Genomic DNA, 22909 nt, shown 5'->3' with positions numbered 1-22909 from the left:
AGGCGAGGAAAATAACGCATGAGGCTACCTTGTAACCAGCGCTTCTGGCAACATTAAGCTGCAAATTTTCAAAGGTGGAATATGGTTCGCGCAAAACTGAAATTCCGGCTGCATCGTGCGGTCATTGTCCTTATCTGTCTGGCGCTGCTCGTCGCACTGATGCAGGGCGCCTCGTGGTTCAGTCAGAACAGTCAGAAACAACGCAATCCGCAGCTGGAAGAGCTGGCCCGCACGCTGGCGCAGCAGGTGGTACTGAATCTCGTGCCGCTGATGCGCAGCGAAACACCGGACGAGAAGCGCATTAATCAACTGTTGACGCAGCTGACCCATAACAGCCGCGTACTGGACGCCGGCGTGTATGACGAACAGGGCGACCTGGTGGCACGCTCTGGCGAAAGCGTCGAGGTTCGCGACCGGCTGGCGCTGGATGGCAAAAAAGCCGGCGGCTACTTCAACCAGCAGATTGTCGAGCCGGTTCCGGGAAAAAACGGCCCGCTGGGCTACCTGCGTCTGACCCTCGATACTCATACCCTGGCGACCGAGGCGAAGCAGGTGGATAATACCACCAATATATTACGCCTGATGCTGTTACTGTCCCTGGCTATCGGCGTGGTGCTAACCCGCACGCTGCTGCAGGGCAAACGCACCCGCTGGCAGCAATCGCCCTTCCTGCTCACCGCCAACAAGCCGGTTGAGGATGAAGACGATGAAAAGAAAGGAAATCTATAATGTCCACATTGCGCCTCCTGCTCTCTGACTCTTACGACCCGTGGTTCAACCTGGCGGTCGAGGAGTGTATTTTCCGCCAGATGCCCGCCACCCAGCGGGTGCTGTTCCTGTGGCGCAATGCCGATACCGTGGTCATCGGCCGCGCGCAGAATCCGTGGAAGGAGTGTAATACTCGCCGCATGGAGGAAGATCACGTGCGGCTGGCCCGTCGCAGCAGCGGCGGCGGCGCAGTGTTCCACGACCTCGGCAATACCTGCTTTACCTTTATGGCAGGCAAACCGGAGTACGACAAAACCGTCTCCACCGCTATCGTGCTGGCGGCGCTCAATTCACTCGGCGTAACCGCCGAAGCCTCCGGGCGCAACGATCTGGTGGTCAAAACCGACAGCGGCGATCGCAAGGTGTCTGGTTCCGCCTATCGTGAGACCATAGACCGCGGTTTCCATCACGGCACCCTGCTGCTGAATGCCGATTTAAGTCGCCTCGCTAACTACCTTAACCCGGACCAGAAAAAGCTACAGGCCAAAGGCATTACCTCGGTGCGCGGTCGCGTGGCGAACCTGGTTGAGCTGCTGCCGGGCATTACCCATCAGCACATTTGCGAGGCGATTCAGGAGGCGTTCTTCAGCCATTACGGCGAACGGGTGGACGCCGAGGTGATCTCCCCGGACAACACGCCGGACCTGCCGAATTTTGCCGAGACCTTCGCCCGCCAGAGCAGCTGGGAGTGGAACTTCGGCCAGGCGCCGGCCTTCTCTCATCTGCTGGACGAGCGCTTTCGCTGGGGCGGCGTTGAGCTGCATTTTGACGTCGAGAAAGGCCATATCACCCGCACGCAAGCCTTTACCGATAGCCTGAACCCGGCGCCGCTGGAGGCCCTGGCGGCACGCTTAGTTGGCTGTCAGTATCGGGCGGAAGTCTTGCTGCAGCAGTGTGAGGCGCTGGTCGGCGATTTCCCGGAGCAGGAAGCGGAACTCAAAGAACTGTCGGCGTGGATGGCCGGCGCGGTGCGCTAATAAAAAAGCCCGCTGCGCTTAGCGGGCCTGGAAAACCGTAGGCCGGGTCAGGCGAAGCCGCCACCCGGCACAACAGGTCTTATTCTTTATCGCCCAGCAGTACCGATTCCAGCGCGATTTTGATCATATCGTTGAAGGTCGTCTGACGCTCAGCGGCAGTGGTCTGCTCGTGGGTACGGATGTGGTCGGAGACGGTGCAGATGGTCAGCGCTTTCGCGCCGAACTCCGCCGCCACGCCGTAGATCCCGGCCGCTTCCATTTCCACGCCCAGGATGCCGTATTTTTCCATCACGTCGAACATGGACGGATCTGGCGTGTAGAACAGGTCAGCGGAGAAGATGTTGCCCACGCGCGCGTCAACGCCCAGCGCTTTCGCCGCGTCTACCGCGTTACGCACCATGCCGAAATCGGCAATCGCCGCGAAATCATGGTCTTTGAAACGCAGACGGTTCACTTTAGAGTCGGTACACGCGCCCATGCCGATCACCACGTCACGCAGTTTGACATCTTCACGCACCGCGCCGCAGGAGCCCACGCGGATGATTTTCTTCACGCCGAAATCGGTGATCAGCTCTTTGGTGTAGATTGAGCAGGACGGGATACCCATCCCGTGGCCCATCACGGAGATTTTGCGGCCTTTATAAGTACCGGTGAAGCCCAGCATGCCGCGCACGTTGTTCACTTCACGAACGTCTTCAAGGAAGGTTTCTGCAATGTGCTTCGCGCGCAGCGGGTCGCCCGGCATCAAAACGACGTCAGCGAAATCGCCCATTTCTGCGTTAATGTGAGGAGTTGCCATCTTCAGTTCCTTTTACATTGTTGTTTTTGCCGGGTGGCGGCTACGCCTTACCCGGCCTACAAATCGTAGGCCCGGATCGCTGTGCGCCACCGGGCAATGACCTCAGAACATGGCTTTGCCATATTCCATGTCAGACGTACCAAAGTATTTCGCAATAGTCTGGCCGATGTCCGCGAAGGTTTCACGGTGACCGAGCGAACCCGGTTTCACTTTCGGGCCGTACACCAGCACCGGAATATGCTCGCGGGTATGGTCGGTACCGGTCCAGGTCGGGTCACAGCCATGGTCGGCGGTGAGGATCAGAATGTCGTCCTCGCCAACCAGCTCCATCAGCTCCGGCAGACGGCGGTCGAACAGCTCCAGACCCGCCGCGTAGCCGGCGACATCGCGACGGTGGCCCCAGGAGGAGTCAAAGTCGACGAAGTTAGTGAAGACGATGGTCTCGTCGCCCGCTTCCTTCATCTCTTTGATGGTCGCGTCGAACAGCGCGTCCAGCCCGGTGGCTTTCACTTTCTTAGTGATGCCGCAGTTGGCGTAGATGTCGGCGATTTTACCCACGGACACCACGTGGCCGTTCTTCTCGTCAACCAGCTTCTGCAGCACGGTCGGCGCCGGCGGTTCGACCGCCAGATCGTGACGGTTGCCGGTACGCTGGAAGTTACCGGCTTTGTCGCCGATAAACGGACGGGCGATGACGCGGCCAATGTTATAGCCGCCTTCGGTCAGCTCTTCACGCGCGATTTCGCACAGCTCATACAGCTTGTCGAGGCCAAAGGTCTCTTCGTGACAGGCGATCTGGAACACCGAGTCAGCGGAGGTATAGAAGATCGGTTTCCCGGTTTTCATATGTTCTTCGCCGAGCTGATCGAGGATCACCGTCCCGGAGGAGTGGCAGTTGCCGAGGTAGCCCGGCAGGTTCGCACGCTTCACCAGCTTATCCAGCAGCTCCTGCGGGAAGCTGTTTTCATGGTCGCTAAAGTAGCCCCAGTCAAACAGCACCGGCACGCCGGCGATCTCCCAGTGGCCTGACGGCGTATCTTTACCAGAAGAGAGTTCATGCGCCCAGGCATAGGCACCAATCACTTCGGCATTGCCATCCATTCCGGCGGCAATTTTACCGGTAGAACCTTCATGCGCTTTCACCAGACCCAGACGGGTCAGGTTCGGTAAATTCAGCGGGCCTTTGCGGCCATTGTCAGCCTCGCCTTTGGCGCAGGCTTCCGCAATGTGGCCCATCGTATCGGCGCCGACGTCGCCAAAGCGGTCTGCGTCTTCCGTTGCACCAATCCCAAAGGAGTCCAGCACCATGATAAATGCACGTTTCATCTTGTTCTCCATACATCTTGCGCTGCAAAAAAGCGATCAGATCAGTATATCGCTATTCAGTGATGCGGCGATAGACTGTCGGTGTAATTTCCGGGGCTTTATCGTCCAGTTTAATGGCCGCTTTGACCGCTTTCGCGGCCTCCTGCCAACTGTTCTCGTCTTTGGCATGGATCACCGCCAGCGGACGCTGTCCGTCAACGTGGTCACCCAGACGCGCCATATCGGTAAAGCCAACGCTATAGTCAATGGTATCTGATGCCTGGCGGCGGCCGCCGCCCATAGAAACCACTGCCATTCCCAGCGCGCGAGTATCCATCGCGCTGATAAAACCTTCGGTATCAGCATAGACCGCTTTGCTCAGCATCGCCGTCGGCAGATAATGATCATAATTCTCGACAAAGTCGGTCGGCCCTTTCTGCGCCGCGACCATGCGGCCAAAGACTTCCGCCGCTTTACCGTTATCCAGCACCGCCTGCAGCTTCGCGCGCGCCTCGGCGTCATCCGCCGCCAGCTTGCCGGAGATCAGCATTTCCACACACAGCGCCATCGTCACGTCGAACAGGCGTGGGTTGCGATATTCGCCGGTCAGGAACTGCACCGCTTCGCGAACTTCAACGGCGTTGCCGGCGCTGGATGCCAGCACCTGATTCATATCGGTCAGCAGCGCGGTGGTACGCACGCCGGCGCCGTTGGCAACACCCACGATCGCTTCGGCCAGCGCGGCAGAGAGTTCATAAGTCGGCATAAAGGCGCCGCTGCCGACTTTGACGTCCATCACCAGCGCGTCCAGCCCTTCCGCCAGTTTCTTGGCCAGAATCGAGGCGGTAATCAGCGGGATGGAGTCCACCGTCGCGGTAATATCGCGGGTGGCATAGAAACGTTTGTCAGCCGGCGCGAGCGAGTTGGTCTGCCCGATAATCGCCACGCCGACATCTTTAATAATTTCGCGGAAACGCGCGTCGTCCGGGAAGATATCAAAACCCGGGATCGCTTCCAGTTTATCCAGCGTACCGCCGGTATGGCCGAGACCACGCCCGGAGATCATCGGTACGTAACCGCCGCAGGCGGCCACCATTGGCCCCAACATCAGCGAGGTCACGTCACCCACGCCGCCGGTGGAGTGTTTATCGACGATCGGGCCGTTGAGGTTAAGGCTTTTCCAGTTGAGAACGGTGCCGGAATCCCGCATCGCCATGGTCAGCGAAACACGCTCCGGCATGGACATATCGTGGAAGAAAATGGTCATCGCCAGCGCGGCGATCTGCCCTTCTGAGATAGTATTGTCGCGGATGCCGTTGATGAAAAAGCGGATCTCTTCATCGCTTAATGCATGACCATCACGTTTTTTACGAATAATTTCTTGTGCGAGAAACACGGTAACCTCCCAAAGAGAATAAATTGCCGGATGACGGCGCGAGCGCCTTATCCGGCCTACAGGCATCCATTCGTAGGCCGGATAAGCGCAGCGCCATCCGGCAAATCAAGGGATTAGTAGCTGCTGGCGCTCTTGCCGTCGCCGTGACCCAGCGCTTTCAACAGGCTAGCCAGCAGGCTGGATGCGCCAAAACGATAGTGACGAGAATCGGCCCAGTCGGCGCCGAACAGTTCATCAGCGATCGCCAGGAACTGCTGCGCATCTTCCGCGCTGCGTACGCCGCCGGCAGGCTTGAAGCCAACGGTTTTCTCAACGCCCATATCGCGGATCACTTCCATCATGATGCGCGCGCTTTCCGGCGTCGCATTCACCGGCACTTTACCGGTCGAAGTCTTGATAAAGTCAGCGCCTGCCTTGATAGAGATTTCAGACGCTTTGCGGATCAGCGCTTCTTCTTTCAGCTCACCGGTTTCGATGATCACTTTCAGCAGCACGTTGGCCGCCGCGCAGGCCTCTTTACAGGCTTTCACCAGCTCGAAACCGACCTGCTCGTTGCCGGCGATCAGCGCGCGGTACGGGAAGACCACGTCCACTTCATCGGCACCGTAAGCGATCGCTGCGCGGGTTTCCGCCAGCGCAATGTCGATATCGTCATTACCGTGCGGGAAGTTGGTGACCGTGGCGATGCGAATATCCGGCGTTCCTTGCTCGTTCAGCGTTTTACGGGCAATCGGGATGAAGCGCGGGTAGATACACACCGCCGCAGTGTTACCCACCGGGGTTTTCGCCTGATGACACAGGGCAATGACTTTCTCATTGGTGTCGTCGTCATTCAGGGTGGTCAGGTCCATCAGTTTTAACGCGCGCAGGCTGCTTGCTTTTAAATCAGTCATTTCATACTCCGCCGGCGTCATGCCGGATCAATAGTTTGTTCACCTTGCGAGTCTGTTACTATTGTAACATCCACTCGCTGTTACACTTCGACATTCATCACAGTTAATGAAAACTACTTACTAATTTGCATTACTGTGATGTGATGTGAGTCACAATTAATCATCCATCATCGCGACGCTTACCTTTACGTCCTGTTTAAGCATAACCGGCAAAGCGCAGTGAGTGATGATGTTATTATTCTAACATACCCTACTAAGGTTTCTCGACTCCATGGCGCACAATTTGTGCACATCGTCGCCATAAACAACAGTTTATTATTGAGATATAAAGAATTTTAGATGGACAATAAAATGATGGAATTATCACAGCAGGCCAAAATCGAGGCCTGCTTCGTCTCAGGCGGAAAAGGAGAGGCTTAGCCCGCGAGCGCGGAAAAGAGGCTTTTTGTATTCGCCAACACCGCGGCTTCAATCGTCGGTGCCGGTTCCGCGCGCAGTTCACATAGCGCGTCAAATACGCGCGCCACCTGTTCAGGGCGGTTGGGCTGACCCTGAAAACCATTCAGCGGCATATCCGGCGCATCGGTCTCCAGCAGCAGCGCGGAAAGCGGCAGACGCGCCATCACTTCGCGGGTTTTGCTGGCGCGCGGATAGGTAATAGTGCCGCCAACGCCAATCTTATAGCCGAGCTGAACGAAGCGCTCGGCCTGCTGTAGGCTGCCGGCGAAGCCATGTACCACGCCGGTGCGCGGCAGGGCATGTTTTTTCAGCAGCATCGCCAGCTTATCGTGGGTACGTCGGGAGTGGAGGATCACCGGCAGATCGTAACGCTTCGCCAGCCTCAGTTGCTCCTCCAGCAGCGCTTGCTGGCGGTCAAACTGCGGATCGTCGCGATAGAGATCGAGGCCAATCTCCCCCACCGCCACCAGTTTTGGCGGACGCAGGGACAGACACCTCTCCAGCTGCGCCAACCCCTCATCGGCATGCTGCTCAATGACGATCGGATGCATGCCCAGCGCGGCGTACAGCGCCTCATGCTGCGCCGCCAGCGCCAGCACCCGGTTAAAACGCGCAGCGGAGATGGCCGGGACAATGATCTGCCCGACACCGGCCTGGGCCGCGCGCGCCAGGCTGGCGGTTTCATCCTCGGCGAAGGGAGGAAAATCGAAGTGGCAGTGGGTATCGATAAAACGGTGGCTCATGCCAGATCCTCATGATCAAAGCTGGCGTCATTCGCCTGCGGTGCAGGAATGACAGTCGCCTGAGGCGCTTCATTGGCCACCGGTACGGGCGGCACCACCACCGGCGCAGCCCGGGCAATACGCGGCGCATGGCGCAGCAGCGGCGGCTGGTCGGCCAGCAGTTTACCCACCGTCGCCAGGAAATAGCGGCCACACTGACGTCCGGTTTTGTAGTCCTCCAGCAGCGCCGGCAGTCGACTGCCAAGCGCCATACTGCGCAATGGCCGCTGCGGGTAGATTTCGAAGATCCGCAGCTTACCGGGCGGCTTCTCGATGAACTGCTGGATAGCGCGGTAAGTGTTTTCGTGGTGGTGCACCAGATTGACCAGCGACTGCAGGCTGCTCTCCCCCAGCCAGCGCTCCATCCGCTTAAACCACTGCGGGGTATAAAACATCTGCGAGGGGACGGTACGGATCACCACGATGGTCTGCGCGCCGCGGCGGGCCGCCTCCTGCACCGGGATCGCATCGCTGACGCCGCCGTCAAGGTAGCTGACGCCGTCGAGCAACACGCCGCTGCGATAAAAGCCGGGGATGGCGCTGGAGGCGCGGATCAGGTCCAGCCAGGTTTGCGGCGTCGGCGAAAAATAGCTGGCAGAGTAATCGTCACCGCGGCAGGCGCACAGCCACAGCTCTTTCCCCAACGCGAACTGCGCTTCAGCATAATTCATGGCCAGCGGCATCTGCTGCGAAGTGGCCTCCACCAGCCAGTCGAGATCGATAAGGTTGCCGCCGCGCACAAAGCGCATCGGATCGAAAAACTGGCGTGAGGTGGTGTAGCGGGTGATAACTTTGCGGGCATAGCCTTGCTGATTACACATGTAGGCGGAGAGGTTTTGCGCGCCGGCGGAGGTCCCCAACATCAGATCAAAGGGGTTAAATCCGGCGCGCATAAATTCGTCCAGCACCCCGGCAGTAAAAATCCCTCGCTGTCCCCCGCCTTCGCATACCAGCGCCAGCTTACCTGGTCGGAAGGGTTTAACCGCCAGCGGGGCGATATTGCCCAGCGTGACGGGAATGCGTTGCCCCACCCTGCTTTCCTGTTCGATTGGTCTTCTCCTGACAAGGTAACGCAATTTGCCCATCGCTTAAACCGCGAAAGCCAGTCCGCAGGACTGGCTTTGTGTAAGATGACGTGTCAGTAAAAATGCTCAGGCTTCAGCATCGCCCGCATCGCGGGCCACCTAAGGACGTCTGCGTCCTGTAAACAGGCTCACCAGGAACAGGATAATCCCGACGACAAAGACGATTTTCGCGGCGCCAGCGGCAGTACCCGCCAGACCACCAAAGCCCAGGGCCGCAGCAATTAATGCAATGACCAGAAAAATAATTCCCCATCGAAACATACTTTTCTCCTTACCATAATGGACGGTGAACAGCGGTTTGCGCACCCTTTCTGTATAGCTCATCGCTCAGAGGATGCTGCTATTCGTTCGGCAACCTTGGCCAGACAACACTTTTGTTAATAACTCGATTTACTTAACGCTAAGATCGTTGCGGACGCTTTTCACGCCGGAGACCGCTTTCGCAATCTCTGCCGCACGCTCCGCCTGCGCCGCGGAAGCCACCGTACCGGTCAGATGCACCGCACCGGCGTTGGTTTCGACTTTCACATTGCGCGAAGGGACAATGTCATCCGCCAGCAGCTTGGCTTTCACTTCGCTGGTAATGGCGGTATCCCCGGCATAGCCTTTCAGCGTCGCCGTCTCGCTCGATGATTTATGATGGACCGTCAGCTTGTCGTTAACGTGCGAGACGCCTTCGACCCCTTTCGCTACGCTCAGTGCCTGACTTTTCTGTTCAGTACTGGTGACGTCGCCGCTGAGGGTGACCACTTTATTCTCTGTTTTCACCGAAATATCGCCGGAGTTAATATCTTTATGGTCGATCAACGCCGCTTTTACCCGCGCGGTAATGGTGCTGTCATCCATAAAATCGCCGACTTTATTAATCGAATTGTCTACCGCCTCTCCCGCATTGCTGGCAGCCGACTTCGCACTGTCTACCGTTGTTTTTTCCGTCTCTGCCGAGGCGTTCAACGCGGCTAAGCCTAAGAAGAGCGCCAGCAACATATTGGCATTCTTTAGTCTGGTCATCGTGATGTCCTCGTTTTTTCACCAGCGCTGGCGTCTGAAAGCAGTGAATTACGCCAGCATTTTTAAAATCACGAATTAAATATAGTAGACAGACGAAGGGGTTGCGGATGATATGGACAAAAAACAGACGAATTAGCGGTGTTTTAAGAACTTTCCAGAAGGAGGGAAACGCGAGCTTGGAAAGAAAAAAGCGCGGGCTATGCCGCGCTTCATCAGGGATTAGTGCTCGCGCGTTTTGCGGAACACCACGTCAGGATAACGCTCCTGCGTCAGGTTCAGGTTGACCATTGTCGGGGCGATATAGGTCAGATTATCGCCGCCATCCAGCGCCAGCTGAACTTCGTTTTTACGTTTGAACTCTTCGAATTTCTTCACATCCGTGGATTCAACCCAGCGCGCGGTGGCCACGTTGACCGATTCGTAAATCGCTTCCACGTTGTATTCGCTTTTCAGACGCGCTACCACCACGTCAAACTGCAGCACACCAACGGCGCCGACGATCAGGTCGTTATTGGCGATCGGACGGAAGACCTGTACCGCGCCCTCTTCAGAGAGCTGAACCAGCCCTTTCAGCAGCTGTTTCTGCTTCAGCGGATCCTTCAGGCGAATACGACGGAACAGTTCCGGTGCGAAGTTCGGAATACCGGTGAACTTCATCATCTCGCCCTGGGTGAAGGTATCGCCAATCTGAATGGTGCCGTGGTTATGCAGGCCGATGATATCGCCCGGATACGCTTCTTCAACGTGAGAACGGTCGCCGGCCATAAAGGTCAGCGCGTCGGAAATCACGACGTCTTTACCGATACGCACCTGACGCAGCTTCATGCCTTTTTCATATTTGCCGGACACCACGCGCATGAAAGCCACACGGTCGCGATGTTTCGGGTCCATGTTGGCCTGAATTTTAAACACGAAGCCGGTAAATTTCTCTTCCGTGGCGGTGACTTCACGCGTGTCGGTGTTACGCGGCATCGGCGCCGGCGCCCACTCCACCAGGCCATCCAGCATATGGTCAACGCCGAAGTTACCTAACGCAGTCCCGAAGAACACCGGGGTGATTTCGCCCGCCAGGAACAGATCTTTATCGAACTCGTTTGACGCGCCCTGCACCAGCTCCAGCTCGTCGCGCAACTGCTGCGCCAGGTCTTCCCCCACCGCTGCGTCGAGTTCCGGGTTGTTGAGCCCCTTCACGATGCGCACTTCCTGAATGGTGTGGCCTTTACCGGTCTGATACAGGTAGGTTTCATCTTTGTAGAGATGATAAACGCCTTTGAACAGCTTGCCACAGCCGATAGGCCAGGTAATCGGCGCGCAGCCGATTTTCAGCTCATTCTCAACTTCATCCAGCAACTCCATCGGATCGCGGATATCACGGTCGAGTTTGTTCATAAAGGTGAGGATCGGCGTGTCGCGCAGACGGGTAACTTCCATCAGCTTACGGGTCCGGTCTTCAACGCCTTTCGCCGCGTCGATCACCATCAGACAGCAGTCAACCGCCGTCAGAGTACGGTAGGTATCTTCGGAGAAGTCTTCGTGCCCCGGCGTATCCAGCAGGTTCACCAGGCAGTCGTGATACGGGAACTGCATCACCGAGGTGGTGATTGAGATCCCACGCTGCTTTTCCATCTCCATCCAGTCGGACTTTGCATGCTGGCTGGAGCCACGGCCTTTTACGGTACCGGCGGTCTGAATCGCCTGTCCGAACAGCAGCACCTTTTCGGTGATGGTGGTCTTACCGGCATCCGGGTGAGAAATAATGGCAAAAGTGCGGCGTTTGGCCACCTCTTGCAGATAAGGAGACAACGTCATAATTAATCTTCTAAGTAAACGCAGCAACGGGCTGCGCATGTGGAATACGAAAAATTGCGGCTATTTTACCCATCAATGGGGGGGAGGCAATCAGTGTTTACACAGGAGCTGCTCCAGTTCGCTTAACGAGGTCACCGTCCAGTCGGGCTGCAGGTCTACCGGCAGCGTTTGCTGGTGCGCATTCAGCCAGCAGGTCGCCAGGCCGGCATTCACGCCGCCGCGGATATCCGACTCGGCGGTATCACCGACCATCAGTACTCGCGAGCGCGGTGGATTACCCGCCTGCGCCAGCGCGTAATCGAAGATGCGCGCATCCGGCTTGGCGACGCCGACTTCTTCAGAAATAATCAGTAAATCAAAGTGATCGCGTAAACCTGTGCGTTCCAGACGAGTCTGCTGCAGCGAGGTAAAACCGTTGGTGATGATGCCCATCCTGACCTTGCCCTGCAGCGCGTTGAGCAGCGAGACCGCCCCCGGCAGCGGGGCACAGATTTCCGCCATCGCATTCATAAACGCGTCGTTGAGCTCACCCGGCTTAACATTCAAACGTTCCGCCCAGCTGTCAAAGCGCTGGTGCTGCAGCTGCAGCGAGGTGATGACGCCGTTTTGATAATCCACCCACAGCGGCTTATTCACGGCCTGATAGTCCTGAAAATCTTCGGCGGTAAATGTCACGCTGTAGTCGAGAAACATCCGCTGTAAGCCGCTGAAAGAATCAAACGAAAACAACGTTTCATCGGCATCAAAGAAAATCCAGTCCCATTTCATCGTATCACCTTGTCTTACATACTGATTGGCAGAGCCATAATAATGGCGTCTTCGCGCCCGTCGACCGTCGGATAGTAGTTGCGGCGGATGGTCGCTTCGTTAAAACCCACGCTTTCATAGAGCGCAATGGCGGCAGCGTTGGAAGCGCGCACCTCCAGCCACAGCGTGACGACGCCGCGTTTTTCAACTTCATCAATAACATGTTCCAGCAGTTCCCGTCCCAGGCCACGGCGCTGGTATGCGGGGTCGACGGCGATGTTAAACAGCGTCGCTTCATCAAGGACAATCTGAGTAATGGCAAATGCCGCCATTTCCCCATCCACTGCCAGTTGGTAATTCAGATAACGTTCACCCTGATTGCTGGCGAAGGTCTGTTCGCTCCACGGGAAAGCGTGGGCGCGTTTTTCGATTTGCCAGGCGTTGGATAAATCAGCCGTGCTGAGGGTAGAAATCGTGTTCATGTGCGCAGATTTGTTGCCAGAGCGCCCTGCGAGCAGGCGCGCTGGTCTGAAGTTCATCAAAAGCGGGGGTGGACACCTGGGCGCCCGCCAGCGGCAGCGACGCCTCTGTGCCCAACCGCCAGCTGTTGCAACGGCTGTCCTGCGGCAGCATCGCCACCCGCTCGGGGGTAAGCTGCAGGACCTGATCTGGCGTCACGGCCAGCGCGCGTAATATGTCGCCAATCAGCGGCTCTGTCAGCGACGGCGGGGTTTCTGCCACCATCACCAGACGAATATGTTCAGGAAGCGAGATAGCGATTTCGCCCTGCAACGCCCCCGGTCGGCGCAGCGACCACTGGGTAATGCCCAGCTGCTGTAATTGCCAGTCTCGTCGGGATGTCATAGCGAAACACTCCTGGTAAACAAGCGCGCAATATAGCAAATCCGTCGTATCTGCGCCAACAAACTACTATAATCGGCGCCAGTCTTAATGAAGGAGTGTTTCATGTCCGCTTTTACCCCGGCAAGTGAAGTCTTGCTGCGCCACAGTGATGATTTCGAGTCCGCCCGCGTTCTGTTTGCCGGTGACCTGCAGGATGACCTGCCTGCGCGTCTGGATACCGCGGCCAGCCGCGCTCATACCCAACAGTTCCACCACTGGCAGGTGCTGAACCGTCAGATGGGTGACAACGTCCGTTTTAGCTTAGTGGCCGAGGCCGCCGACGTCGCCGATTGCGACACCCTGATCTACTACTGGCCGAAGAACAAACCCGAGGCGCAGTTCCAGCTGATGAACCTGCTCTCTCTGCTGCCGGTGGGAATCGATATTTTCGTCGTCGGGGAAAACCGTAGCGGCGTTCGCAGCGCAGAGCAAATGCTGGCCGAATATGCCCCGCTGAATAAAATCGACAGCGCCCGTCGCTGTGGCCTCTACCATGGTCGTCTGGAAAAGCAGCCGGCCTTCGACGCCGAAGCATTCTGGGGCGAGTATGCGCTGGATAATCTGACGATTAAAACGCTGCCTGGCGTGTTTAGTCGCGACGGTCTGGACGTCGGCAGTCAGCTGCTGCTGTCCACTCTCGAGCCGCATACCAAAGGGAAAGTGCTGGATGTCGGCTGCGGCGCGGGCGTGCTGGCCGCAGTGCTGGCCAGCCATTCGCCGAAGGTGCGTCTGACCCTGTGCGACGTCAGCGCCCCGGCGGTCGAAGCCAGCCGCGCGACGCTTGCCGCTAATGGTTTTGCAGGCGATGTGTTTGCCAGCAACGTCTTTTCGGAGGTCAATGGTCGCTTCGACATGATCATCTCCAACCCGCCATTCCATGATGGGCTGCAGACCAGCCTCGAAGCGGCCCAGGCGCTGATCCGCGGCGCGGTTCGCCATCTGAACAGCGGCGGCGAACTGCGCATTGTCGCCAACGCCTTCCTGCCGTATCCCCAGGTGCTGGATGAGACATTTGGCTTCCATGAAGTGATCGCCCAAACAGGACGGTTTAAGGTCTATCGCACCATCATGACCCGCCAGGCGAAAAAATAATCGTCTTCTGGCGCCAGCGGCCCACTTGCGGTGCCGCTGGCTCTTCTTCGCGGCAAACCCGCCCATTTTTGCAGCAATCGATACAACCTGCATAATTAACTATTGACGTGCCGCCGAAAACCACTAGAATGCGCCTCCGTGGTAACGATACTTTCATAGTATCGATGGTATGCGAAGGTGGCGGAATTGGTAGACGCGCTAGCTTCAGGTGTTAGTGTCCTTACGGACGTGGGGGTTCAAGTCCCCCCCCTCGCACCATAATCCACAAAGATATTGCTCGCACTGGGCGAAGGTGGCGGAATTGGTAGACGCGCTAGCTTCAGGTGTTAGTGTCCTTACGGACGTGGGGGTTCAAGTCCCCCCCCTCGCACCAATATTCTTTTCTCTTCCGGCATTATCCCCCCAGTTTAAAATCCAGAATCATCAGCATTATTCCACCAATCAATGCAACGCAAGATGGCAGCAGGATAAAATGGCGCAGTTGACGATGCCATATCATCGCTGCGGACATCAGCATGCCCACCGTGACCAGCGTCCGCCACACATCGGCCGAGACTCCGGCATACCCGAGAGCGGCAATCAGCACGCCGGGAACCACCACACCCCAACCACTCCCTAATGCCCGCTGCAACATGGTTTCACCTCTCAAAACGATAATGATAACCAATATCATATGATAACATTTATCATTTGTCATTTGCGATGTGCTTTGCGTCTTTTTCTTTACGTTCGCGGTAATGACATACATTCATGAAGGTGATAAATTAAGCGGATTATCGATATATATTAAATATTTTGCTTATTTTGCAAATAACCTTTTTTTGCACATTGTTATCAGACTCTTCATTTTTGGCTTTCATCATTTTGAAATTTAACGACTAATAATGATTCTTCCGATATGACTGCACAAACCTGGCGAGCACACTACGCACAAAAATATCAATATTCCTTACGGCTTTTTTTACTGCTTAATTTCATTTCCTCCTCTCTGTCGCTGGTCAGCCCACTATTTACGGTAGTTCGTTTTACGCTGCCCTGCGCCCTGATCGTGGCCTGCAGCGGGCTGTTGCTGCTCTGGCACTGGAAATGGCCGCAAGCGAAAATAAATATTCCGGCTATCTCGTTGTTATTTGGCATGCTCTGGGCATGGCACGTGGTGGCAAAAGCGATGCTATTGACACCGCCGCATTTTAACTATCTGGTAATCGCCCTATTAAGCATTCTGTTTATCGGCACCATCGCTTTTTCCAATAATATCACTGCCTTTACCCTTCACTCTTTACCGACTTTCCTTATCTGCCTGATAATGTCAGAGGGGGAACAATGGTTGCGCATGACCTACTGTTTTGTGCTGCCTATTGCCGGTATTACCCTGCAAAATATTATCCAGAAGCGCAACGATGCCTTCACGCAAGGATTAATGGATAAACTGATGCAGGAACGCAACACGCTCAACGATCTCAGTATGCTGGATCCCCTGACCGGTTTGTATAATCGCCGCGGGCTACAGAACCGCCTCGACACCCTGCTGGCGCTGGACGGAGACAACCACTTTGTGCTGCTCCTCGATATCGATCACTTTAAAGCCTATAACGACCACTATGGTCATATGATGGGCGACCAGGCGCTGATTCGCGTCTCTGCCGCGATCCGCAACGCCGTGCGCTCACGCGATATTGTCGCTCGTTTTGGTGGGGAAGAGTTTATGGTCCTGCTGACCAACAGCAGCGAGGAAACCGCCTGGCAGGCTGCCGAACGCATTCGCCAGCGGGTCTATGATCTGAAGATCCCGCATATGTTTAATGAAAGTGTCGCCACAAACGTGACCATCAGCATTGGCCTGACGCCGCTCATTGATGACAACATTGAGCAAGCGCTGGCACGAGCCGATGGCGCACTGTATGAGGCCAAAAATAAAGGACGCAATATTATTCTTGCCAGTTAGCTTTTCCTTCGCGCGCCGCGGTATCGCGGCGCCGACAAACTCCTTGCCATGCCGCCTGCAAACAACTAATATCAGGAATCATTATCATTTAGATTTGTATCTGGAAATCAAATGGCCTGGCGCTCCCTTTCTCTTAGCGACGAACTCATCTGGCGGGCTCCCTTCCCGACGGCTGAACGCGCGCTGGCGGAGAGTCTTCGGGCAAAAATCACTGCCCTGCGCCCTCATCTGCTGGATTTCCTGCGTCTGGATGAGCCTGCCCCGCCGCATGCGTTAACGCTCGCCGAGTGGTCGCAACCCATCGCGTTACGCTCCCTGCTGGCCACCTGGTCCGATCATATCTATCGTCATCAGCCCACGCAGCCGCGTGAACAGAAGCCCCTGCTCTCGCTCTGGGCCCAGTGGTATATCGGCCTGCTGGTGCCGCCGCTGATGCTGGCGCTGCTTAATGAACCGCAGGGACTCAGCCTGGCGCCAGAACATTTCCATGTCGAATTTCACGAGAGCGGTCGGGCTGCCTGCTTCTGGATTGATGTGCATAACGATGCCAGGATAGCAGCGCTTTCACCGCAGGCGCGGATAGATGCCCTGGTGATTCGTACCCTGCAGCCGGTTGTTGAGGCGCTGGAAGCGACGGGCGAGATCAATGGCAAACTTATCTGGAGTAATACCGGCTATCTGATCAACTGGTATTTAGGTGAAATGCGCACGCTGCTGGGCGATGAGCAGGTCGCCGCTCTGCGTCAGCACTGCTTCTTTGAAAAACAGCTCGCCGATGGTCAGGATAACCCGCTGTGGCGAACGGTGGTGCTGCGTGAAGGGCTGTTAGTCCGACGCACCTGCTGCCAGCGCTATCGCCTGCCGGATGTCCAACAGTGCGGCGACTGCACGCTGAAATAACGCCCCCTACCTCAAAATTAACGGGCGGCCCTTGCCGCCCGTTGCTATTTATGCGGTCTGTTGACTCTCCTGCTCCGCCCGCTCGGCCTCTTCCGCTTCCTGAGCAAGCAGCTGTTTCTCATACACCTTAAAGAACGGGAAGTAGATAATCGCCGACACGCAGGCCAGAACGATCACCAGAACCGCCGCCCGAAAATCCCAGCCCAGCGCCCAGGCGCCGCCAATCGGTGCTGGCGCCGTCCACGGTACCACCGAGATAACGCGGCCAATCAGATCCAGCTTCATTGCTGCCCAGGCCAGCACCGCGTTCACCATTGGCGCCAGCAGGAACGGAATAAAGAACACCGGATTCATGACGATAGGCGTCCCAAAGATAACCGGCTCGTTAATGTTAAACAGGCTTGGCACCACGCTCAGACGGCCAATGGAGCGCAAATGCGCTGAGCGGCTACGCAGATAACAGAACACCAGCCCCATGGTCGCCCCGGAACCACCAACCACTATGAAGAATGTCCAGAACGCCTCCATGAAGATATGCGGCAGAGGCGCCCCCTGGGCCAGCGCCTGCTGGTTCATACCGAGGTTGGTCAGCCAGAACATCTGCAGCATCCCGGACACAATCGCGGCACCGTGGATCCCGGCGAACCACAACAGGTGGCCAATAAGCACCGCCAGCAGAATTGCCGGCAGAGAGTCGGCTGCCGAAACCAGCGGTTTGAAGATGGCCATAATGGCCTGCGGGATCAGCATGTCAAAATGGTGCTGGATAAACAGACTCAGCGGATACAGCGTCAGCACGACCACCAGCACCGGGATCAACAGATCAAAGGAGTTTTTGATCATCGGCGGAACCTGGTCCGGCAAGCGGATCCCAATGTTGTGCGCTTTCAAAAAACGCATCATTTCCACGCAATAGATCGCCACCAGAATCGCGGTAAAGATCCCGGTCCCCCCGAGGCTATCCACCGGCAGCGTGCCATTGGTCTTCGGCGCAGCAATCAGCAAAAAGGCCATGATCGACAGCATTGCGCACATAAAGGGATCGAGCTGATTGGATTTCTCGTAGTGCTTACCGAGGTTATAGGAGATCGCCGCGCAGATGTAGATCGACATGATCCCCATCGTCATATCAAAGGGGGTCAGAATACGCCCCTCAAACTCTTTTGCCAGATCCAGCCAGGCGCGGGCAAAACCCCAGGTGGTATCCGGTGAGAAAGGTGGATAAGCAAACACCAGCAGGAACGATCCGACGATCATAAATGGCATCGCTGAGATAAAACCGTCACGGATAGCCATGACGTGGCGCTGCGATGAGATCCGCCCTGCTATGGGGCTTATGTAATTTTCTACAAAGCGAAATATCAAATTAAACGCAGCATGGTTAGCAGACATAGTAGCCCTCCTGACAGGCTATTGATACTGGCCCAACAACGATTACCCTGCCGTTACGATGACCGCTTTTTGATGCAGCAGGCCGCTGATGGATTACCGGCTATACTGCTCATGACGCAACGATTCATACACGGCTCTTATGTTATAAATAAAGTGAGAAGTGACTGTTCCAGTATTCATCTCTACGCGCCCAACCGCAACCGGTTACAGTAACCGGTTACGGTGAATGTGAAGGAGATCGACAAAATAGAAAGAATCTGGATTGTCCGCGCTGTTATTTACACTCCGCCAGGCTTGTGACAGATTTAACCAGGCTTAAATCAGGAGAATCCAATGAGTCTGCAGTCTGTACGGCAGTTTTTTGCCGAACACGCCCCCGATATCGAAATTATTGAGTTAAATCAGAGTACCGCCACCGTCGCGCTCGCCGCTGCCGCACACAACGTTGAGCCTGGACAAATCGCCAAAACGCTGTCGCTAAAGATCAAGGATAAGATTGTACTGATCGTCGCCAGGGGCGATGCGCGGCTGGATAACAAAAAGCTGAAAGAGACCTTTGGTGCGAAAGCCAGAATGTTAAGCAGCGATGAGGTGGTGACCTGGACCGGTCATCCGGTAGGCGGCGTGTGCCCTTTTGGTCTGGAAAATCCGCTGGCCGTCTATTGCGACGTCTCGCTCAGGCACTATCAGGAGGTGCTACCCGCAGCGGGAGCCATTCACAGCGCCGTTCGTATTGAACCAGAACGATTGGCGCAGCTCACCGATGCGACATGGGTAGACGTGTGTTTATAGCCGCGTTACGCCACCTGTTTAACGGCGTTGTTCGCGCTGCTCATCGGTAGATGCAGCAAGATATCCGCCGCGTTTAATAAACCGATGTCTGAGCGAACCCCGAGCTTGGTCATGGCGTTAAATTTATGCGCGCGGATAGTTTTAATGTTCCGGTTCAGCTGTATCGCAATATCAGAAAGCGAATATCCCCACGACATATACCGAAGGATGGCGTGCTCCGTTGGACTTAGCGGATCGTTGCACGCCTCTCTGTCGCAAAATTGTTCGCTGCCGCTGAGGTGATGATTGTCCAGCAACTGTAACAAACGCTCCTGTAACCCGCGTCGCGGCGCGGATTTATTCAGTATGCCGTGCAGACAAGCCGGCATAAGATGGCCGATCAGATGCATTTCACTTTCATTATTAGCCAGAATAATTGCCTGGACTTCCGGCCGACACCGCGCCATTTCATGAACAAAAAGCAGACTCTCAGCTCGTGAAGAACGGCTTCCCGAAAGAGAAAAGATAATGGCCGACCAGGAAAACGATGTTTCCGCCGCCCTGAGCATACTGACATTTTTAAACAGATGAATATGATATCGGCTATTATCTTCACGACTAAAGATATAGCGCCAGGCCATTTCCGTCATCACACATTTCTCTACGATGGCGACATGGCGGGTTGTGCTATTTTTTTCCATTCCATTTGCTCCCCGTAAGCTGAATTGATATTCAGCTCTTGCATTCCCTGCACGCTGTTGATCCAGGCATACATTTCAGCATTGCTTCGCAGTGATAAGCGTCGCATTGCGCTATTTTTCTGCGCACTGATGGTTTTATTGCTCTTTTTCAACAGCGCAGCGATCTGATTGATTCCCCATCCCTTTGCCAGAAGACGCAAAACCTTGCGTTCCGAAAGGGTCAGCATCGCCGCAGAGTGGTAGCTTGCGAAATCGCTATCCTCGTCTCCGGTGAACAACGTCCGGCTAATTTGCTCAGCGGCACGACTGCCGGCGCAAATCACCTCAATCAACCGGTTAACCGGCTCACTCTCCGAGATCAGCGAGCTTTCAGGGCGAATTAAAAGCTCAACGGCCAATGGATAGAGGCTGTCACTGACCATAAAAACCCAGTGAATATCACGATACTGCGTCATCAGAGAGTAATAACGCTCGCAGACGGCACGGGGATGCGCAATCTCGCCGGAGATATCCGCGACGACCAGCACTGCCCGCCGCAGTTGCAAAAGGGTGAGCTCATCATGAGAACGACAAAAACTGAGTTCGTAATCAGGGAGATTTTCATTGAAGATAACCTTTAACCCTGACTGCATGACGGGAATTTTACTAATAACAACACCAAACTTACCTTGTCCTGGTAACATAACACCTCCGCTTCCTGTCGAAGTTCTTTCGCCTGCCGGCAAACAATCGGCGCTTAACATCATCGCCTTATCATTCTCTGAATGAATATAAAAAGTATATTCATGGCCTGCGTACACGGTATACGTAACGACCGAACCGTGGTCATACCGTGTAAATATTATTGCTGTGTATACTTGCGATTAATATTAGCACAGACGCTCCTGCGCTAATAAATTAGAAAAGATAAAACTATTATTTAGCAAAAGTAATTTCAGGCACGTGAGTTATAAAGCATTATCTTTGATTGTTTCTCTAAATGCTTTAGGCGACATCCCGCTATAGCGGCGGAAAAAGCGAGAAAAATAGGCAGCATCACTAAACCCTAAGTAATCAGAGAGTTGTGTTACCGTCATGCGGGTGTACTGCAGATTGCGTCGCGCTTCCAGCATCAGGCGTTGATGCAATACTCCCAGCGCGCTACAGCCATAGAACTCGCGGCATAAATAATTTAAGTGCGTGACCGACAACCCAATTAGCTTCGCATACTCCGCCAGCGGGAGATGCTGCCGGTAGTGGCTCTCAATAAGCCGGGAAAAGTGGCGCATCATACTGCGCTTCCGCTCCGCTTTATCTTCCGCGGGCGGTGCGGGACGGCACTGCCGGTTCAGCCAGACCAGCAGCGTCCCCAGCAACGAGTACAGCATCATCTCCCGGGCATCATGCTCTTCGCAATATTCCTCGCGAAGCGCCGAAAATAGCGTATGCATATGCCCCCGGGAACGGCCTACCGGCACGCACTGCGGTACGCTAAGCACATCCAGCGGCTGGCCGAACTGGTTTTCAAACCGGCTCAGCAGCGGCAGCGCCAGGGAGAGCACATACCCTTGTGTCCCGGGTGAAAAATGAAACCCATGAATACAGAGGGCGGGAACCACCTGGATGCAGGACGCCGTCATCACCGCGGTGGCGCCTTCAATTTCGATCTCCGCCCGGCCCTGATGCAGGTAGAGGAGCTGGACCATTTCCGCATGCTGATGAACGCGAATATGCCACTCGTACAGACTGCTACGCTGCAAAATCGACTCGCAGTGCAGCAGGTCCGGCGTTGGCCAGCCGCGCTCTTCGCCATACAGCTTAAATACGGGGACGGCTTGCATGGGCGGCATAATCACTCCTCTTTAGTCAGGTAACGCGTTCCATGGGCAAGCCCACGTAGTTTTCCGCGATGGTGGTCAGCCCGGCGCGGGAGCCAAGGTAGTAGCGGCGGTCGGCGGCCTGCATTTTGGCGTCGAACGCATTCTGGTCCGGGAAATCATGCAGCAGGCGAGTCATAAACCAGCTAAAGCGTTCCCCTTTCCACACCCGATCCAGCGCCAGTTGCGAGTAGGTCGCCAGCAGATCGCTGCGGCCACGATGATAGTATTCACGCAGGATCCGCCACAGGTAGTTAACATCCGATGCCGCCAGGTTTAACCCTTTGGCGCCGGTTGGCGGAACGATATGCGCCGCATCTCCCACCAGAAACAGCCGCCCATACTGCATCGGCTCCACCACGAAACTGCGCAGCGGGGCAATGCTCTTCTCAAGTGAGTGACCAGTCACTAACCTGGATGCCAGGTCCTCCGGCAAGCGGCTTTTCAGCTCCTGCCAGAAACGTTCGTCCGACCAGGCTTCAACCTTATCGCTCAGCGGAACCTGTAGATAATAGCGGCTGCGCGTAAGTGAGCGCTGACTACACAATACAAACCCCCGCTGATGGTGTGCATAAATCAGCTCCGGATTGACCGGCGGCGTATCCGCCAGCAGGCCTAACCAACCAAACGGCCACACGCTCTCGTAGGTTTTGAGAATGTCAGCGGGAATGCTTTGCCGTGACACCCCGTGAAAACCGTCGCAACCGGCGATAAAGTCGCACTCCAGGCGGCAGGTTTCACCTTCGCTGAGGTAGGTGACCGTCGGTCGGTCGCTTTTCGCGTCATGAATAGCCACCTCGCTCACGCCATAGACGATCGGCGCGCCGCTGGCGGCCCGGGCCGCCATCAGATCGCGGGTCACTTCCGTCTGGCCATAAACCATCACACTCTTGCCGTCAGTCAGCTCGCTCAGTGCGACGGGTACCCGCTGGCCATCAAACAGAAACTCCACCCCATGATGCACCAGGCCTTCGGCATCCATCCGCTGCGCCACGCCCGCTTCGCGTAGCAGATCGACGGTGCCGCTTTCCAGAATTCCCGCGCGGATGCGCCCCAGCACATACTGTGGCGTTTGACGCTCGAGGATCACGGTATGGATCCCGGCGTTGTGCAACAACTGCCCCAGCAGCAGCCCGGAGGGACCTGCGCCAATAATCGCGACCTGTGTTTTCATAGGGTTGTCTCACTCTTGCAGGGTTAATTATTTGTATATTTTTTGTTTAATAAAAGTGCTTTCCTGCATTTTTGATAAGTCAGACGGGAAAAAGAAGGGATGAATGGCGGCAAAAATTGCACTTTTCACCAAACTGGCAAAAGT

General features: G+C 55.7%; 25 protein-coding genes and 2 tRNA genes. 9 read left to right on the top strand and 18 right to left on the bottom strand.

Annotated elements, in window-relative coordinates; translation table 11 throughout:
- Positions 1–81: 81 nt before the first annotated feature.
- Both HMPREF3142_RS08315 and lplA read left to right on the top strand, forming a co-directional pair.
- The gene (locus HMPREF3142_RS08315) at positions 82–729 is read left to right on the top strand and encodes a YtjB family periplasmic protein (RefSeq protein ID WP_012542920.1); all 648 of its coding nucleotides are present in this window, start codon (positions 82–84) and stop codon (positions 727–729) included.
- Positions 729–1745 carry a lipoate--protein ligase LplA gene (gene lplA, locus HMPREF3142_RS08310; RefSeq protein ID WP_012542921.1) on the top strand — a complete coding sequence of 339 codons (1017 nt, stop codon included), beginning with the start codon at positions 729–731 and terminating at the stop codon, positions 1743–1745. The genes HMPREF3142_RS08315 and lplA overlap by 1 nt, the downstream gene beginning before the upstream one ends.
- Before the next feature lie 79 nt (positions 1746–1824).
- On the opposite strand, the gene deoD is transcribed toward lplA, so the two are convergent.
- From deoD to HMPREF3142_RS08250, 12 genes are all read right to left on the bottom strand, one after another.
- Entirely contained in the window at positions 1825–2544 is a 720-nt protein-coding gene (gene deoD, locus HMPREF3142_RS08305) for a purine-nucleoside phosphorylase (RefSeq protein ID WP_002887789.1), read from the bottom strand.
- Positions 2545–2646: 102 nt separating this feature from the next.
- Positions 2647–3870: a phosphopentomutase gene (gene deoB / locus HMPREF3142_RS08300; protein WP_012542922.1), complete on the bottom strand. Its 1224-nt coding sequence runs from the start codon at positions 3868–3870 to the stop codon at positions 2647–2649.
- A 52-nt stretch (positions 3871–3922) separates the two neighbouring features.
- Entirely contained in the window at positions 3923–5245 is a 1323-nt protein-coding gene (gene deoA / locus HMPREF3142_RS08295; RefSeq protein ID WP_070611976.1) for a thymidine phosphorylase, read from the bottom strand.
- A 113-nt stretch (positions 5246–5358) separates the two neighbouring features.
- Positions 5359–6138, bottom strand: coding sequence for a deoxyribose-phosphate aldolase (gene deoC, locus HMPREF3142_RS08290; RefSeq protein ID WP_002887784.1), 780 nt, complete (start codon positions 6136–6138; stop codon positions 5359–5361).
- Positions 6139–6554: 416 nt separating this feature from the next.
- On the bottom strand, positions 6555–7340 hold the full coding sequence (locus tag HMPREF3142_RS08285; protein ID WP_012542923.1) for a metal-dependent hydrolase: 786 nt from the start codon (positions 7338–7340) through the stop codon (positions 6555–6557).
- The gene (locus HMPREF3142_RS08280) at positions 7337–8410 is read right to left on the bottom strand and encodes a patatin-like phospholipase family protein (RefSeq protein ID WP_032756177.1); all 1074 of its coding nucleotides are present in this window, start codon (positions 8408–8410) and stop codon (positions 7337–7339) included. Before HMPREF3142_RS08280 ends, HMPREF3142_RS08285 begins: the two co-directional genes overlap by 4 nt.
- Before the next feature lie 153 nt (positions 8411–8563).
- Positions 8564–8725 (bottom strand): DUF1328 domain-containing protein, encoded by a 162-nt coding sequence (locus tag HMPREF3142_RS08275; protein WP_002887716.1) that lies wholly within the window; start codon positions 8723–8725, stop codon positions 8564–8566.
- 129 nt (positions 8726–8854) lie between these two features.
- Positions 8855–9475, bottom strand: a complete 621-nt coding sequence (osmY, locus tag HMPREF3142_RS08270; RefSeq protein ID WP_008807528.1) for a molecular chaperone OsmY — start codon at positions 9473–9475, stop codon at positions 8855–8857.
- 219 nt (positions 9476–9694) lie between these two features.
- On the bottom strand, positions 9695–11284 hold the full coding sequence (gene prfC, locus HMPREF3142_RS08265; RefSeq protein ID WP_008807529.1) for a peptide chain release factor 3: 1590 nt from the start codon (positions 11282–11284) through the stop codon (positions 9695–9697).
- A 90-nt stretch (positions 11285–11374) separates the two neighbouring features.
- Positions 11375–12052, bottom strand: coding sequence for a pyrimidine 5'-nucleotidase (yjjG, locus tag HMPREF3142_RS08260; protein ID WP_008807530.1), 678 nt, complete (start codon positions 12050–12052; stop codon positions 11375–11377).
- A gap of 14 nt (positions 12053–12066) precedes the next feature.
- On the bottom strand, positions 12067–12513 hold the full coding sequence (rimI, locus tag HMPREF3142_RS08255) for a ribosomal protein S18-alanine N-acetyltransferase (RefSeq protein WP_008807531.1): 447 nt from the start codon (positions 12511–12513) through the stop codon (positions 12067–12069).
- A complete protein-coding gene (locus tag HMPREF3142_RS08250; RefSeq protein WP_004146046.1) occupies positions 12482–12895 on the bottom strand; it encodes a DNA polymerase III subunit psi in 414 nt (137 codons plus the stop codon). Before HMPREF3142_RS08250 ends, rimI begins: the two co-directional genes overlap by 32 nt.
- Positions 12896–12997: 102 nt before the next feature.
- Between HMPREF3142_RS08250 and rsmC the strand changes: the two genes are divergently transcribed.
- The 3 genes from rsmC to HMPREF3142_RS08235 all read left to right on the top strand — a co-directional run bounded on the left by rsmC (position 12998) and on the right by HMPREF3142_RS08235 (position 14399).
- Positions 12998–14026, top strand: a complete 1029-nt coding sequence (gene rsmC, locus HMPREF3142_RS08245; protein ID WP_016160258.1) for a 16S rRNA (guanine(1207)-N(2))-methyltransferase RsmC — start codon at positions 12998–13000, stop codon at positions 14024–14026.
- A gap of 171 nt (positions 14027–14197) precedes the next feature.
- A tRNA-Leu gene (locus HMPREF3142_RS08240) sits at positions 14198–14284 on the top strand.
- A gap of 28 nt (positions 14285–14312) precedes the next feature.
- A tRNA-Leu gene (locus HMPREF3142_RS08235) sits at positions 14313–14399 on the top strand.
- Positions 14400–14420: 21 nt separating this feature from the next.
- On the opposite strand, the gene HMPREF3142_RS08230 is transcribed toward HMPREF3142_RS08235, so the two are convergent.
- A complete protein-coding gene (locus HMPREF3142_RS08230) occupies positions 14421–14660 on the bottom strand; it encodes a DUF1435 domain-containing protein (RefSeq protein WP_023297035.1) in 240 nt (79 codons plus the stop codon).
- Between the two features lie 70 nt (positions 14661–14730).
- On the opposite strand from HMPREF3142_RS08230, the gene HMPREF3142_RS29360 reads away from it, so the two are divergent.
- From HMPREF3142_RS29360 to fhuF, 3 genes are all read left to right on the top strand, one after another.
- The gene (locus HMPREF3142_RS29360) at positions 14731–14901 is read left to right on the top strand and encodes a hypothetical protein (RefSeq protein WP_012542929.1); all 171 of its coding nucleotides are present in this window, start codon (positions 14731–14733) and stop codon (positions 14899–14901) included.
- Between the two features lie 23 nt (positions 14902–14924).
- A complete protein-coding gene (locus HMPREF3142_RS08225) occupies positions 14925–15971 on the top strand; it encodes a GGDEF domain-containing protein (RefSeq protein WP_008807534.1) in 1047 nt (348 codons plus the stop codon).
- A gap of 111 nt (positions 15972–16082) precedes the next feature.
- Positions 16083–16871 carry a siderophore-iron reductase FhuF gene (gene fhuF, locus HMPREF3142_RS08220; RefSeq protein WP_016160257.1) on the top strand — a complete coding sequence of 263 codons (789 nt, stop codon included), beginning with the start codon at positions 16083–16085 and terminating at the stop codon, positions 16869–16871.
- 48 nt (positions 16872–16919) lie between these two features.
- On the opposite strand, the gene HMPREF3142_RS08215 is transcribed toward fhuF, so the two are convergent.
- A complete protein-coding gene (locus HMPREF3142_RS08215) occupies positions 16920–18263 on the bottom strand; it encodes a PTS cellobiose transporter subunit IIC (protein ID WP_008807536.1) in 1344 nt (447 codons plus the stop codon).
- Positions 18264–18596: 333 nt separating this feature from the next.
- On the opposite strand from HMPREF3142_RS08215, the gene HMPREF3142_RS08210 reads away from it, so the two are divergent.
- On the top strand, positions 18597–19055 hold the full coding sequence (locus HMPREF3142_RS08210) for a YbaK/EbsC family protein (protein ID WP_008807537.1): 459 nt from the start codon (positions 18597–18599) through the stop codon (positions 19053–19055).
- Between the two features lie 5 nt (positions 19056–19060).
- On the opposite strand, the gene bglJ is transcribed toward HMPREF3142_RS08210, so the two are convergent.
- From bglJ to pobA, 4 genes are all read right to left on the bottom strand, one after another.
- Positions 19061–19735 (bottom strand): DNA-binding transcriptional activator BglJ, encoded by a 675-nt coding sequence (bglJ, locus tag HMPREF3142_RS08205; RefSeq protein WP_016160256.1) that lies wholly within the window; start codon positions 19733–19735, stop codon positions 19061–19063.
- Positions 19696–20418 (bottom strand): helix-turn-helix transcriptional regulator, encoded by a 723-nt coding sequence (locus HMPREF3142_RS08200; protein WP_008807539.1) that lies wholly within the window; start codon positions 20416–20418, stop codon positions 19696–19698. Before HMPREF3142_RS08200 ends, bglJ begins: the two co-directional genes overlap by 40 nt.
- A gap of 264 nt (positions 20419–20682) precedes the next feature.
- A complete protein-coding gene (locus tag HMPREF3142_RS08195) occupies positions 20683–21564 on the bottom strand; it encodes a helix-turn-helix domain-containing protein (RefSeq protein ID WP_049157500.1) in 882 nt (293 codons plus the stop codon).
- Positions 21565–21580: 16 nt separating this feature from the next.
- Positions 21581–22765 carry a 4-hydroxybenzoate 3-monooxygenase gene (gene pobA / locus HMPREF3142_RS08190; RefSeq protein ID WP_022065581.1) on the bottom strand — a complete coding sequence of 395 codons (1185 nt, stop codon included), beginning with the start codon at positions 22763–22765 and terminating at the stop codon, positions 21581–21583.
- Positions 22766–22909: the final 144 nt, after the last annotated feature.

The organism is Klebsiella sp. HMSC16C06, from assembly GCF_001808325.1.
Taxonomy (GTDB): Bacteria; Pseudomonadota; Gammaproteobacteria; order Enterobacterales; family Enterobacteriaceae; genus Klebsiella; species Klebsiella variicola.
Note: the sequence above shows the minus strand (reverse complement) of the source record. Positions and strands in the feature narration are given on the sequence as shown.